This is a genomic window from Telluria sp. B2 (assembly GCF_051789535.1).
In the GTDB taxonomy this organism is placed as follows: Bacteria; Pseudomonadota; Gammaproteobacteria; order Burkholderiales; family Burkholderiaceae_D; genus Telluria.
The window spans coordinates 1,573,938-1,587,665 of the sequence record NZ_CP196525.1 but is presented as its reverse complement, the minus strand read 5'-3'; the positions used below and the strand labels follow the sequence as shown (position 1 = coordinate 1,587,665).

9 protein-coding genes are annotated in these 13,728 nt (G+C 66.9%); 3 read left to right on the top strand and 6 right to left on the bottom strand.

What is annotated here, in order from left to right; all coding sequences use genetic code 11:
- Positions 1–4 precede the first annotated feature (4 nt).
- From ACSUZJ_RS07075 to ACSUZJ_RS07055, 5 genes are all read right to left on the bottom strand, one after another.
- Positions 5–1,897: a TonB-dependent receptor gene (locus tag ACSUZJ_RS07075; protein WP_499414621.1), complete on the bottom strand. Its 1,893-nt coding sequence runs from the start codon at positions 1,895–1,897 to the stop codon at positions 5–7.
- A 319-nt stretch (positions 1,898–2,216) separates the two neighbouring features.
- Complete coding sequence (locus tag ACSUZJ_RS07070) at positions 2,217–2,591, bottom strand: COG4315 family predicted lipoprotein (protein WP_499414619.1); 375 nt, start codon at positions 2,589–2,591, stop codon at positions 2,217–2,219.
- Between the two features lie 125 nt (positions 2,592–2,716).
- Positions 2,717–3,778 carry a histidinol-phosphate transaminase gene (gene hisC, locus ACSUZJ_RS07065; RefSeq protein WP_499414617.1) on the bottom strand — a complete coding sequence of 354 codons (1,062 nt, stop codon included), beginning with the start codon at positions 3,776–3,778 and terminating at the stop codon, positions 2,717–2,719.
- A gap of 171 nt (positions 3,779–3,949) precedes the next feature.
- On the bottom strand, positions 3,950–5,140 hold the full coding sequence (locus ACSUZJ_RS07060) for a hypothetical protein (protein ID WP_499414615.1): 1,191 nt from the start codon (positions 5,138–5,140) through the stop codon (positions 3,950–3,952).
- A 131-nt stretch (positions 5,141–5,271) separates the two neighbouring features.
- Complete coding sequence (locus tag ACSUZJ_RS07055; RefSeq protein WP_499414613.1) at positions 5,272–8,460, bottom strand: error-prone DNA polymerase; 3,189 nt, start codon at positions 8,458–8,460, stop codon at positions 5,272–5,274.
- 112 nt (positions 8,461–8,572) lie between these two features.
- On the opposite strand from ACSUZJ_RS07055, the gene ACSUZJ_RS07050 reads away from it, so the two are divergent.
- Both ACSUZJ_RS07050 and ACSUZJ_RS07045 read left to right on the top strand, forming a co-directional pair.
- Complete coding sequence (locus ACSUZJ_RS07050) at positions 8,573–9,370, top strand: PhzF family phenazine biosynthesis protein (protein WP_499414611.1); 798 nt, start codon at positions 8,573–8,575, stop codon at positions 9,368–9,370.
- 227 nt (positions 9,371–9,597) lie between these two features.
- Entirely contained in the window at positions 9,598–10,116 is a 519-nt protein-coding gene (locus tag ACSUZJ_RS07045) for a hypothetical protein (protein ID WP_499414609.1), read from the top strand.
- A gap of 143 nt (positions 10,117–10,259) precedes the next feature.
- Here ACSUZJ_RS07045 and ACSUZJ_RS07040 read toward each other — a convergent pair whose 3' ends face one another.
- Positions 10,260–11,186 (bottom strand): LysR family transcriptional regulator, encoded by a 927-nt coding sequence (locus tag ACSUZJ_RS07040; RefSeq protein ID WP_499414607.1) that lies wholly within the window; start codon positions 11,184–11,186, stop codon positions 10,260–10,262.
- A 95-nt stretch (positions 11,187–11,281) separates the two neighbouring features.
- Between ACSUZJ_RS07040 and metE the strand changes: the two genes are divergently transcribed.
- A complete protein-coding gene (gene metE, locus ACSUZJ_RS07035) occupies positions 11,282–13,624 on the top strand; it encodes a 5-methyltetrahydropteroyltriglutamate--homocysteine S-methyltransferase (RefSeq protein WP_499414605.1) in 2,343 nt (780 codons plus the stop codon).
- Positions 13,625–13,728 lie beyond the last annotated feature (104 nt).

The window sequence follows — 13,728 nt, the reverse complement described above, 5'->3', positions numbered from 1 at the left end:
GGGCTTACAGCTTCACGTTCAGGGAGATGTAGGCCGAGCGTCCCGGCCCCGGTGAAAACATGGCCTGCGCGTCGGCAGCGGGCCAGAAGAAATTGTCGTACCAGGCATAGGCGTAGCGGCGGTCGGCCAGGTTCCTGACCTGGACATCGATGCTGGTGCGCTCGGACAGCGCGTAGCGCAGGCTGGCGTCGAACAGCACGAAGCCGCCGAATTTCCCCTGGGCGTTCTCGTTGTCGATGTAATAGCCGCCCTGTGCACGGCCCTGCAGGCCGAGGCGCAGGCTGCCTGAAGCGCGGTATTCGGCGCCGGCATTGGTGATCCGGCGCGGCGTGGCGATCACTTCCCTGCCCTTCAGGGACAGGCCCTCGGCGGTGAAGGCGCTGACGACCTCGGCCTTCTGCAGCGAGTGCGCAAGCCGGAGGTCGAGCTTGTCCGTGAGCCTGGCCGACGCCTGGAGGTCGACGCCGTCACGCCGTGTCCGGCCCAGGCCGACCGTGGTGCCGGTGGCCGGCATGTTGGCGACCTCGCCGGTGGCATCCTGGCGCCATACGGCCAGGCGCAGGTCGACGCCCTGGGCAGGTTTGAGCTTGATGCCGATTTCCTTGCCCGTATTGATGGACGGCTTGAAGCTGGCCTGGCCGGGAACGAGGTAGGCCGGCGCCTCTGAACCGGTCAGGACCTGGAAGCTGCGACCCCAGTTGGCATACAGGCTGACGCTGCGCACCGGGCTGTAGACCATGCTCAGCTTGGGCTGCTCGATCCAGCCGTAGTCCTGCAGCCGCCCGGTCAGGTCGCGCGTACGGATGTGGGTATCGCCGGCAAACCTGTCCACGCGGAAGGCGGGAATGATCTTCAGCGAATTCGCCGGCCTGATGATGGCCTGCACGTAGGCGCCGACGTTGTCGAAGCTGTAGTCGTCATCGTTCTGCGTGGCCGCCGGTGCGCCGAAGTCGGTCGGGAGGGCGTAGCGGTAGCGGTCACGCCGATAGGCATTGTCCTGCCGTTCCACGTTCACGCCGCCGTCGATGACGAGTGCGTCGTCCAGGCGCCAGGTCAGGTTGCTCAGCAGGCCAGCCTGGTCTTCATCCCATTGGCGGCGCTGCCGCGGCGCCGTGCCGGCGGGATTGCTGGTGAAGGTGACCCGGCGGTCGTCCGTGTACTCGTTGAAGTAGAGCTTGTTGCTGAAGAACAGGTCGGGGGTGATCTGCCAGTCCAGGTGCGCGCTTGCATGCTTCATGCGGCGCGCGCTCCTGTCGTGCGCATTCCTGGTCGGGGACTGGCGCCGGTCCTGCGCCATCTCCGCGGCCGTCAGGAAGCCCGGCTCTTCGGCCGTGTGCCTGTAGGCGCGCACGATCAGGCCGGCCTTGACGGTCTTGTCGGCCGAGCTCAGGAACCACTTGGCGCCGGCCGAGTACTTCTCGGAGTCTCCATGCGCGCGGTAATCGCTGGAATCCTGCCTGGCGAGAAAATAGTTCTGGGCGAAGCCCGCGTTCTCGCGGCCCAGCGCAAGCTGCAGCTCGTGGGTATCGAAGCTGCCGTGGGTGAGCCTGCCATCGGTGTAGTTGCCGCCCTGGCGCGTGCCGAAACTGATGTTGCCGCCGATGTTGTGCAGGCCATAGCGCGGATCGTTGGTCCCGCGCACGACCTCGATGTAGTCGACCTCCAGCGGGAAGATCATGTCGATGAAGCGCTGGTTGCCGCTGTTGACGTTGCTGGGAATGCCGTCGATCAGGACCTTGATGCCGTTGATGTAGCCTTCGCCATTGAAGGCGCGGAAGGTGGCCTTGCCCGATTCCGCGCCCATGCGGGTCTCGGTCAGCTGGACGCCGGGAAGCTGGCCGACCAGCTCCCAGCTGTTCATGACGTTCTTGTCCTCGACCTGGTCCGCGCCCAGCACGTCGACCGAGGCCAGGATGCTGTTGCTGAGCAGGGAACCTCGCTGTGCCGCGCACTGACGCGTACTTCGCCCATCGCGATGGCTGGTTCCTCGGCATGGGCGGGAGGGGCGAACAGCGGCGTGACCGAGGCAAGCGCCAGCGGCAGGAACTTTCTTTTCATGAATGAAGCCTTCGGAACGGCAGGAACGAACACGGCAAGGATCGTCGACGAACCGGCGTGGCCCATCGCGGTCCTGCATCGCAGCACCTAATGATAACGCTTTATCAGTATCAGGTGCAAATCCTGCTCATCCGCCGGCTTCCGGCGCCGGCGGTGGACTAGTCGGTCACGACGTGCCAGACATCCTTCACCTTGTCGCCCTTGCGGTCGCCGGGCTTGGTGTCGTTGGCGTACAGGTAGAGCGGCTTGCCCTTGTAGGCCAGCTGTTTCGCGCCGTCCTCGCGCGTGATGACGGAGTATGGCGCGGCGATGCTGTCGCCGGTGGCCGGCACGGGCGGCCACATCTTCGCGCAGGGCCCGGTGCAGGCGCTCTTGCCGGAACCGGCCGTGTCCTTGTCGAAGGTATAGACCGTCATGCCGAAGGTGTCGGCCAGCACGCCGTCGACTTTCTTGAGTGTCTCGGCCAGCGCGCCGCTCGTGGACAACACGAGTGCGGCGCCTACTGCCGCGCAGAAAGGATGAATCGCTTTCATGGCAAGCTCTCAGTGAGGGGGAATGCCTTCCAGTATAGGCCGCGAATTGATCCTGGGGGCCTGTCGAGTCGGCAAAAGGACACAGTCAGGCCTTGCCGAATGCAATTGGTCGGCAAACACCGGCCTCAGGCCCCGAGAATATCCCTCAGCGCCAGGCAAAGCCTGTCGCACTCGGCCGGGGTGCCGATGCTGATGCGCAGGTAGTTATCGATGCCCCCGCTGTTGAAATGGCGTACCAGGATCGCCCGCTCGCGCAAGGCCGACGCCAGCGCGCCTGCCTGCGCGCGCGCATGGGTGACGAACACGAAATTCGCGGCCGACGGCAGGACGGTGAAGCCGAGTTCGGTCAACTGCCGGGTCAGGTGTTCGCGGCTGGTGACGACGCGCGCCACGCTGTCCCTGAACCAGGCATCGTCTTCGATGGAAGCGACCGCTCCGGCGATTGCCGGTCGCCCCAGGGGATAGGAGTTGAAGCTGTTCTTGACCCGTTCCAGTCCGGCGATCAGTCCAGGCTGGCCGATCGCATAGCCGACCCGCAGGCCCGCCAGGGCGCGGGCCTTCGAGAAGGTCTGCACCACCAGCAGGTTCGGGTAGCGTGCGACCAGGGCGACGGCCGACTCGGCGCCGAAATCCACGTAGGCCTCGTCGATCAACACGACACGGTCCGGCTGGGCCTGGACGATCGCTTCGATCTGGTCCAGGGTCAGCGCAATCCCGGTCGGCGCGTTCGGATTGGCCAGCACGACGCCGCCGCAGGTCCGCGCGTAGTCGGCCGGATCGATCCGCATCCCGGCATCCAGCGGCAGGGCTGCGTAATCGATACCGTACAGGCGGCAATAGACCGCATAAAAACTGTAGCTGATGGCCGGCATCAGGATCGCTTCCTCCTGCTGGAAGAAAGCGTAGAAGGCATGGGCCAGCACCTCGTCCGAGCCGTTGCCGACGAATACCTGGTCCTGCGCCACGCCGTGGTAGGCCGCCAGGGCCTGTTTCAGCCGGGTGGCGTCGGGATCGGGATAGAGGCGCAAGCTGTCGGCGGCTTCGGCCCGGCAGGCCTCGAGCACCTTGGGCGAAGGACCGTAGGGGCTTTCATTGGTATTGAGCTTGACCAGTTTGTCGATGCGCGGTTGTTCCCCGGGCACGTAGGGAGTCAGTTCCCTGATGCAGGGACTCCAGAAGGAATTCATGATGGTTGATCCGGGTGGGAAGGAAGTCTCGCAGGCGAGCCTGGAAGCGAGGGTTGCAAGAATGATACAGCAAATCGGATGCCGGGCTGGCGCCAGGCCGGCGGCAAGACATGATCTTCGTGGAGCGCGGCAGGCGGCGCCGCGTGGGGGGGCGGTTTGAATGGTGAGCGCTCACTGCCCCCGGCAAACGAAGCCATACTGGGTCACGCTGCAATCCTGCTTGATGCATTGCGTCGCATGGTATCCATGTTCCCTGCAGGCCTTCAGCGTTGCCGCCATCGAGGTATCCCGCGCCGGCGGTCTTTCTTTCGCAGGGGCGGATGCGCGTGCAAGCTGGCGGGGCGGCTCGCGTTTGGCCTTTTCCTTTGCCGGCCTGGCTACTGCGTCGGACCGCGCGCGCGCCGTTCGGCTTGACGGCTTCGGCGATGGGGCAGCGGCTCCTTGTTCCTTGGCAAGTTCAGGCGGCGGCGTCACCGGAGGCACCGTCTGGCTCGCCGACGGGGATGGCTGTTCAGGCGGCCTGGCGGCGGGCGGCTCGGGTTCCAGCATCACCAGGGGCGGCACGGCAGGCGAAGGACGGCTCGCCGGCATGGCGGGCGCCACGCGCGCAGCCTCCTCTGGTTCCGGCGCGGTCCCCTGCGCGGCCATCGCTGGCGGCTTCGCCGCAGTATCGACCCGGGCGCTCCGGGGCTGCGCCCTCGCTTCATCGGCGATGAGCGCGAGCGACCTGGCATCGTTGCGCTCCTGGTACAACCAGCGGCCGCCCAGGATGAGCAGCGCAGCCGAAAGCAGGCATGCCGTCCAGACCAGATAGCGCTGCCTGGACCGCGTTGGGGCGGGCGTGAACGGATTGGCTGCCTGTCGCACCTGCGGGGGTGGCGTGAAGTCGAACCGGGGTTCCTGCGGCGCGGCCGCACTGTGCGCCGGGTCCGGGGCAGGCCTGGCCTCGGCTGGGGGAATGGCAGGCCGATGCAGGGACTCGGCCAGGGGAATGTCAGGCTGACGCGGGAACTCGGCTGGGGAAGCGGGAAGCGCGTGCTCCGGCCCGGCCGCAGCACTGCCAGGCTCGTGCTGCTGCCCCGGAGGCATTAACTGCGCCTCCAGGGCGGCGATTTCCTCGAATACCTTGTTCAACTCCAGAGATGGCGGCTCTTCTGGCTGCTGCGCCATGGAAATGAGCGGCTCGCCCGACGGCTTCTGCCGCCATACGCCGGAGGCCGAGCGGGGCCTGGCAGGCTGTGCGTTTCCCGCAGGCGCAAGGTCTTGCACCTCTTTCGCTGCTTTCGCGGTTCCGGCTGCTTTAGGAGGCGTCAGGGATGATGTCGTGCTTTGACCGATATCTTCAAGCAGTTGCGTCTTCATGATGTGCTACCCACTTCTCCGTTCCGAAGGTAGAGCTTAGCGCCTTTTGAAAATCACGTTAGCGCGGTTTGTAAGGAGATGTGAGCCGGCATGTGGGGGCATGCTGCAGAAACCGTTCGGCGCCCACCCCATCAGCAAAAATCCCGGCTGTTCGTCGTCAGCCGCCCGAGCAGATGCGACATGTCCACCAGCCGCTTGGCCACCAGGTGCCGCACTTGATCCTCACCCTGCCCCTGGCTCTGCCAGATGCCGTACACGCCGAGCAGGTTCGCCCCCAGCACCTCGCGCCGCTGCTGCTCGACCAGGTCCGGCCAGACGATGACGTTGACGTTTCCCGTTTCGTCTTCCAGCGTGATGAACAGCACGCCCTTCGCCGTGCCGGGGCGCTGGCGCACGGTGACGATGCCGCAGCCGCGCGCCAGTTGTCCGTCCGCGTATTCGTTCAGCACGGACGCGGGCATGAAGCGCTGCGCCAGCAACTGCTTGCGCAGCAGCGCCAGCGGATGGCGGCCGAGGGTCAGGCCCTGCGCGCGGTAGTCGCCGACGATCTCGTCGCCTTCCGACGGCGCGGCAAGCAGGGGCATGTCCTCGGCCACCGAGGTCGGACGCAACAGGTCCCTGTCCGGCACCGCGCCCACCGCCTGCCACAGCGCCTCGCGCCGGTGGCCGGCCAGCGAGCGCAGGGCGTTGGCGCCGGCCAGCACCTGCAGGTCGCCCCGGTCCAGGCCCGCCCTTCTCGCCAGGTCGGCCACGCTCTCGAAGGGGCGGATCGCGCGCGCTTCCTCGATGCGCATCGCGGCCTCACGGCTCATGCCTCGCTGCAGCGACAGGCCGAGGCGCACCGCCGGCTGGCGGCTGCGGTCGTGCAGCTCCTCGAGGGTGGATTCCCAGCCGCTGATGTTGACGTCGACCGGGCGCACCTCGATGCCGTGGCGCTGCGCGTCCTGCACCAGTTGCGAAGGGCTGTAGAAGCCCATCGGCTGGCTGTTGAGCAGCGCGCACAGGAAGGCTGCTGGCTCGTGGCACTTGATCCAGGAACTGGCATAGGCCAAGAGCGCGAAGCTGGCCGCGTGCGACTCTGGAAAACCGTATTCGCCGAAGCCCTGGATCTGGCTGAAGATCTGCTCGGCGAAGGCCAGGTCGTAGCCGCGTTCCAGCATGCCGCGCACGATGCGCTCGTAATACTGCTCCAGCCCGCCCTTGCGCTTCCAGGCCGCCATCGCGCGGCGCAACTGGTCGGCCTCGCCCGGCGTGAAGCCGGCGCCGAGGATCGCCACCTGCATCACCTGCTCCTGGAAGATCGGCACCCCCAGCGTGCGCTCCAGGGCGACCTTCATCTCCTCGCTCGGGTAGACCACCGGTTCCAGGCCCTGGCGCCGCCGCAAATACGGGTGGACCATGCCGCCCTGGATCGGGCCCGGGCGCACCACCGCCACTTCGATGACCAGGTCGTAGAACACGCGCGGCTTCATCCGCGGCAGCATGCTCATCTGCGCGCGCGACTCGATCTGGAATACGCCGACCGTATCGGCCGCGCAGATCATGTCGTAGGTAGCCGCGTCGTCGGGCGGGATGTCCTGCATCTCGAAGGCCATGTCGTGGCGCAGGCTGACCAGGGCCAGGGCCCGGCGCAGCATCGACAGCATGCCCAGCGCCAGCACGTCGACCTTCATCAGGCCCAGTTCCTCGAGGTCGTTCTTGTCCCACTGGATGACGCTGCGGTCAAGCATGGCCGCATTCTCGATCGGAACCAGGCGCGACAGTTTTCCCTGGGCGATGACGAAGCCGCCCGGGTGCTGGGACAGGTGGCGCGGAAAATTCAACAGCTGCTGCGCCAGGGTGGCCCACTGGCGCGACAGCGGCGCTTCCGGATCGAGCCCCGACTCCTTCAGGCGGTTCAGGAGATCGGCCTTGCTGTCGAACCAGTGATGGTTCTTGCAGACCTTCTCGATGATGGCCAGATCGATGCCGAGCGCGCGGCCGCTGTCGCGCAGGGCGCTCTTCGGCCGGTAGCTGATCACCACTGCCGCCAGCGCGGCGCGGGTGCGGCCGTACTTGGCGTAGATGTACTGGATGACCTCTTCGCGCCGCTGGTGCTCGAAGTCGACGTCGATGTCCGGCGGCTCGTTGCGTTCCTTCGAGATGAAGCGTTCGAACAGCAGGTTGGCCCGCGCCGGATCGACCTCGGTGATGCCCAGGCAGTAGCACACCGCCGAATTGGCGGCCGAGCCGCGGCCCTGGCACAGGATGTCCTGCGAGCGCGCGAAGCGCACGATGTCGTAGACGGTCAGGAAGTAGTGCTCGTACTGCATTTCCGCGATGAGCTGCAGCTCGTGCTCGATCTGGGCCTGCACCTTCGCCGGAATGCCTTCGCGGAAGCGCCGGTGCGCGCCGATCCAGGTTTCGGCGCGCAGGAAGCTGCTCGCGGTCTGGCCCGGCGGCACCACCTCGTTCGGGTATTCGTAGCGCAGCTCGTCGAGGGAAAAGCTGCACAGGCCGGCGATGCGCAGGGTCTCGCGCAGGGCTTCCTTCGAATAGATGTTCGCCAGGCGCAGGCGCGCGCGCAGGTGCTGCTCGGCGTTCTGCGCCAGGCCATAGCCGCATTCGGCCACGGGTTTACCCAGGCGCGTGGCGGTGAGCGTGTCCTGCAGGGGCTTCCTCGAGCGCACGTGCATGGTCACGTGGCCGAGCGCGACGATCGGCAGGCCGTGCTGCCAGCCTACTTCTTCCACCGTGAGGCGGTGCGCCTCGTCGAAGGCGCGGTGCAGCAGGGTCAGACCGATCCAGGCGCGGCCCGGAAACTGTTCCATCATCCACTTCGCCTGGATGTGCAGGCGGTCCACCCCGGCCTGGTCGTGGCCGGGATAAGCCGGCAGCAGGATCGCCAGGCAGTCCGGCATGCCTTTCAGGTGCGCCAGCGCCTCTTGCGGCCTGGCGATATCATCGGGTGTGAGGAAGTAAGTGCCCTTCTCGCTGCGCGTGCGGCCCAGGGTGATGAATTCGGACAGGTTGCCGTAGCCATTGCGGTTCCGGGCCAGCAGGATCAGCGACAGCGCCGGACTGCCGTCGGGCTGCTTCAGGTGGAAATGGGCGCCGACGATGAAGGGCAACGCCGCCTTCTTCGCCTCGGCATGGGCGCGCACGACGCCGGCCAGCGAGCACTCGTCGGTCAGCGCCAGCGCCGCGTACCCCAGCCGCACCGCCCGTTCGACCAGCTCCTCGGCATGCGACGCGCCTTGCAGGAAGGAGAAATTCGAGAGGCAGAACAGCTCGGCATAGTCGGGCAGGCCCTGCATCGATGGGTCGGTTGGCGAAGGCATCGATCGGTCGGTTGGCAAACAGGCTTGAGAAAAGTTAAAACGTGCAAACAGCACAAAAGTACTGTATAAAAACACAGTATCACTGACGAGACCACTTTGGCAAGGACCCGCAATGCGTATTCATGAGTTCGTGTGTTTCGGCGAGCGCCCCGGCGAAGGCAACCCGGCGCTCGTCATCGAGGGCGGCAACGGCAACCCGGAATGGCGCCGGGCGCTGGCGCGCGAGCGCAATCTCACCTGCGTGTTCGTCGATCCGGGCGACGACCTGGAGACAGCCGCCGTGCTGGACTTCGTCTACCCGCACGCGCGCAGCCCGCTCTGCCTGCACGCCACGCTGGCGGCGGCGCAGGTACTGTTCGAGCGGCAGGGACGTGACGCGCCTCTCATGGTGAAGACGGCGATGAGGGGGCAGCCGCTGCTGCTCGCGCGCGATGGCGAGCATGTCTTCGTGCGCCTGGCGCGGCAGGCGCCGCCGCGGGTGGACATCGCCCCTGGCCTGCCCGAGCGCCTGCTGGCGGCGCCCGACCTGGTATTGGCAAGCGCCCCGCGCCTGGCCTCGGTCGGCAGCCCGAAGCTGCTGCTGGAAGTGGATAGCGTGGACACGCTGTATGCCCTGGCGCCGGACCTGGCCCTGATCCACGTCTGGGGCAAGGAGGCGGGCGTGAACGGCTGCTACGTCTGGTGCAGGACGGGCGACGGCGAGGTCGAAGGCCGCAACTTCAACCACCTCGAGCCCCACCTGGAAGACAGCGCCACCGGCGTGGCCGCCGGCGCGCTCACCCTGGCGCTCGGCCACGGCCTTACCCTGCGCCAGGGCCGCGCCACCGGGCGCAATTGCCTGATCCGCACCGCGCTGGAGGGCGAATTCGTCCTCGTCGGCGGGCTGGTGAACCGGGTGGAGGCGGTATGAAATCCGATCGCCCCGGCTCCCGAGCATGCATGCTCGGCCCACCGTGACAATGTGCGGATTTCTTTTTGATTTTATTTGCTACCGTGGGACCTTTCCGCTGCCCCTGCATTCACATGACCAGACCTCTTCCCTTGCTTGTCCTTGGCTGCACGCTCCTGGCTTGCGTCGCCAACGCGGCCCCTCCACAAAACGCGCCGTCCGCCAGCTGCGCGCATGATCGCAGCGGCTTGCTGGCCCTCGACGAGGACCGGTTCGACCAGGACTTCGACGGAGGTTGGCGAGCGCTTGCCAATAGGCCGGGCTGCAAGCTGCCCGCAGCGGACCTGTTGCGCGACTATCGCCAGGCGCACAACAACGAAGCCGGCATCCTGTACTGGCACGAGGCGCAGCTGCGCGCCATGGCCGGCCAATCCGAGGCGGCCATCGAGTTGATGGAAAAGTCGCGCAAGCCGGCGGACAAGGACAAGGCGGGATGGAACGCCTATGTCGATGCGAGCATCGCCTTCCTGCGCAAGGACCGTCCCGCACTCGAGCAGGCCCGGCAAGGCCTCGCTACCGTTCCCTTCCCAGGCGACAAAAGCATGCCGCCCCTGAAAGATGGCCTGGTCGAATTGCCCATGAAAGGCGGCAAGACGATGAAGATGCGCTGGCCGCCCAACATCGACGTGGTCGACGGCTTCATCCGTTGTTTCGACAAGCCTTACGAGGTCGCCTACGGCCGCGCATGTCGGCCACCGGCTCCCTGAGCACATGGGGCACACTGGAGACCCTATGCGCCCGGCGTAGGGTGGACGGCTCCACCCTGATCTCTGCGATCCCGCGGCCCGCCCGCCGTCCACGCGTCCAACCCACGCCAGCATGCACGCGCCGCCACACGACGCCCTGGAAGCTACAACAAACTAATCCCCGGCAGCGACAACAAGGACGTCTCGCGCATCACCTGCACGAAGTCGAGCAGACAGGCATTGCCCGCCAGCCGCTTCGGCGTCACCGCATACAGCCGCCCCGTCAAGCCGTCGGGCCCGATGCGCTGGCGCGCCACATAGCCCCGCTCCAGGTAGCCGTTCACCGCCCATAGCGGCAGTGCGGCCAGCCCGCGTCCGCTGGCCACCAGTTGCAGCATGCCCACCGTCAGCTCGGTCGTGCGGCGCGGCGGCTCGACCCCGGCCGGTTTCAGCACCTGGCGCACCAGGTCGAGCATGTCGTCCGGCACCGGGTAAGTAATCAGGGCCTGGGTCGCGAAGTCCTGGGCCGTCAGGTAGGGCTTGGCGAGGTAGGGATGGTTCAGCGGCAGGATCGCGACCATCTCGAATTCGAACAGCGGGTGGAAGTCGACCCCGGTCTCGCTCTCGTCCAGTTCCGACACGATCGCCACCTCGGCGCGGTCTTGGTGCAGGAGGCCGATCGGATCGGCCTGGAAGCCGGACACGATGTCCTGCTCGACCTCGGGCCAGCGCGCGCGCAGCGCGTCCATCGAGGGCATCAGCCAGTCGAAGCAGGTATGGCATTCGACCGCGATGCGCAGCTTGCCGGTGGCGTTGCTGACCAGGCGCGCCAGGTCGCGCTCGGCCGCGCCGACGAGGGGGAGGACCTGCTCGGCCAGCGCCAGTAGGCGCTGGCCGGCCGCGGTAAAGGCGACCGGCGCCGACTTGCGCTCGAACAGGCCGGTCTCGTATTGCCGCTCCAGCGCCAGCACCTGGTGCGACAGCGCCGACTGGGTCACGTTCAGCAATTGCGCCGCGCGCGAGATGGTGCCGGCCTCCTTCAGGGCCAGCAGGGTGCGCAGGTGGCGCAGCTCAAGGATGGAAGTCGCCATGAATATTTTTCACGTTTTCTCAAAATTTTTTCGTTTGAATTATGCACGAGTTCTCGCGAGAATCGATAGCATCTTTCATACAAAACGAAATCATCATGATCAGGATTCATACTCTCGGCTATCCGCGCATCGGCCTGCAACGCGAACTGAAGTTCGCCCTCGAAGCCTGCTGGCGCGGCGAAACGGGCGAAGCGCAACTGGAAGCCGTTGGCGCCGAGCTGCGCGCGCGTCACTGGCAGCAGCAGCTTGATGCCGGGCTGGACTTCGTCACCGTCGGCGACTTCGCCTACTACGACCACGTCGCCAACCACATCCAGCTGTTCGGCTGCGAGCCGGCGCGCTTCGGCTTCAGCGGGAACGAATCCGCGCTGGCGCGTTACTTCACGCTGGCGCGCGGCGTTGCGAACGAAGCCGCCGGCGAACACCCGGATGCCTGCTGCGGCGGCGCCCATGGCAAAGGCAAGCCGGCGCTGGAAATGACCAAGTGGTTCGACACCAACTACCACTACCTGGTCCCCGAGTTCGACCGCGCGACGCGGTTCGCGCTGGCGCCCGAACGCCTGCTGGGCGAGGTCGCCGAGGCGCAGGCGCTGGGCCACAAGGCCAAGGTCGTGCTGCTCGGCCCCTTGAGCTTCCTCTGGCTGGGCAAGGCGAAGGAAGACGGTGTCGACAAGCTCGACCTGCTCGACGCCCTGCTGCCCGTCTATGTGCAACTGCTGGTGCAGTTGAAAACCGCCGGCATCGAGTGGGTGCAGCTGGATGAGCCCATCCTCGGCCTGGACCTGCCCGGCGCCTGGCTGCTCGCCTTCGAGCGCGCCTACCACACGCTCGCAACCAGCCAGGTCCTGCTGCTGCTTGCGACCTATTTTTCGCCGCTGGAAGGCCACCTGAGCATGGCCTGCAAGCTGCCGGTGGCCGGCCTGCATGTCGACGGCGTGCGCGCCGCCCACGAGCTGCAGTCGGTGGCCGACTGGCTGCCCGATAACAAGGTGCTCTCGGTCGGCATCGTCGACGGCCGCAACATCTGGCGCACCGATCTCGACCGCGCGCTGGCCTGCCTGAAACCGCTGGCGCTGCGCCGCCGCGGCGACCTGTGGCTCGCACCTTCCTGCTCGCTCCTGCACGTGCCGCTGTCGCTGCGCGAGGATGGGGCCATTGATGTTGAACTACGCGGCTGGCTAGCCGGCGCCCAGGAGAAGCTCGACGAGCTGCGTGTCCTGCGCAGCGCGCTGGAGGAAGGTGACGGCAGCGTCTGGCTGGAGCTGTGTGCCTCGCGCGCCGCGGTCGAGGCGCGCGCCGCCAGCCCGCGCGTGCGCAACCCGGACGTCGCGCGGCGTCTCGCAAGCCTGGCGCCCGGCGCCGACCGCCGCGCCAGCCCCTACGCCCTGCGCCAGGCGGCCCAGGCCGCGCGCTTCGAGCTGCCGCCCTACCCCACCACCACCATCGGCTCCTTCCCGCAAACGCCGATGATCCGCGCCGCCCGCGCCGCTGCAAAGCGCGGCGAACTGGCGCGCGAGGACTACGAAGCGGCAATGCGGCGCGAAATCGAAGGGGCGGTGCGCGAGCAGGAGCGGCTCGACATCGACGTGCTGGTGCACGGCGAGGCCGAGCGCAACGACATGGTCGAATACTTCGGCGAGCAGTTGCAGGGCTTCGCCTTCACGGCCAACGGCTGGGTCCAGTCGTATGGCTCGCGCTGCGTCAAGCCGCCGGTGCTGTTCGGCGACGTCGCGCGTCCGGCCGCGATGACGGTGGCCTGGAGCGCCTACGCCCAAAGCCTCACCGCACGCCCCGTGAAAGGCATGCTCACCGGCCCGGTGACCATCCTGCAATGGTCTTTCGTGCGCGACGACCAGCCGCGCGCCGCCACGGCGCTGCAGATCGCGCTGGCGATCCGCGACGAGGTCACTGACCTGGAAGCGGCCGGCATCGGCATCATCCAGATCGACGAGCCGGCGATCCGCGAAGGCCTGCCGCTGCGTCGCGCGCTCTGGCGCGACTACCTGGACTGGGCCGCGCGCGCCTTCCGCATCTCCGCCTCGAGCGTCAGGGACAGCACCCAGGTCCACACCCACATGTGCTATGCCGAGTTCAACGACATCCTGCCGGCGATCGCGGCGATGGACGCCGACGTCATCACCATCGAGACCAGCCGCTCCGACATGGAACTGCTGCGCGGCTTCGGGGAGTTCGCCTACCCCAACGCGATCGGCCCGGGCGTGTACGACATCCACTCGCCGCGCGTACCAAGCGTCGACGACATCGTGCGCCTGATGAGGAAGGCCGCCGAAGTGATCCCGCCGGCGCAGCTCTGGGTGAACCCGGACTGCGGCCTGAAGACGCGCGCCTGGCCGGAGACGCGGGCGGCGCTGCGCAACATGGTCGAGGCGGCGAAGGTGTTGCGCAGCGAGGAGCTGTTGCGCGGACGAGCAGCCTAAGGGGTTCCGTAGGGTGGGCACCTGTGCCCACGCGGTATGGTGCGTTTGCGCCCTACACATTTCGCAGTCACCCTCACGCGTGGAACATGCGCCGTCTGAATGCA

Bases quoted from the DNA above. Each gene is read 5' to 3' on its own strand.
- ACSUZJ_RS07040 (WP_499414607.1), bottom strand. From the start codon at position 11,186: ATGGCGACTTCCATCCTTGAGCTGCGCCACCTGCGCACCCTGCTGGCC.
- ACSUZJ_RS07070 (WP_499414619.1), bottom strand. From the start codon at position 2,591: ATGAAAGCGATTCATCCTTTCTGCGCGGCAGTAGGCGCCGCACTCGTG.
- ACSUZJ_RS07050 (WP_499414611.1), top strand. From the start codon at position 8,573: ATGCGTATTCATGAGTTCGTGTGTTTCGGCGAGCGCCCCGGCGAAGGC.
- metE (WP_499414605.1), top strand. From the start codon at position 11,282: ATGATCAGGATTCATACTCTCGGCTATCCGCGCATCGGCCTGCAACGC.
- ACSUZJ_RS07060 (WP_499414615.1), bottom strand. From the start codon at position 5,140: ATGAAGACGCAACTGCTTGAAGATATCGGTCAAAGCACGACATCATCC.
- ACSUZJ_RS07055 (WP_499414613.1), bottom strand. From the start codon at position 8,460: ATGCCTTCGCCAACCGACCCATCGATGCAGGGCCTGCCCGACTATGCC.
- hisC (WP_499414617.1), bottom strand. From the start codon at position 3,778: ATGAATTCCTTCTGGAGTCCCTGCATCAGGGAACTGACTCCCTACGTG.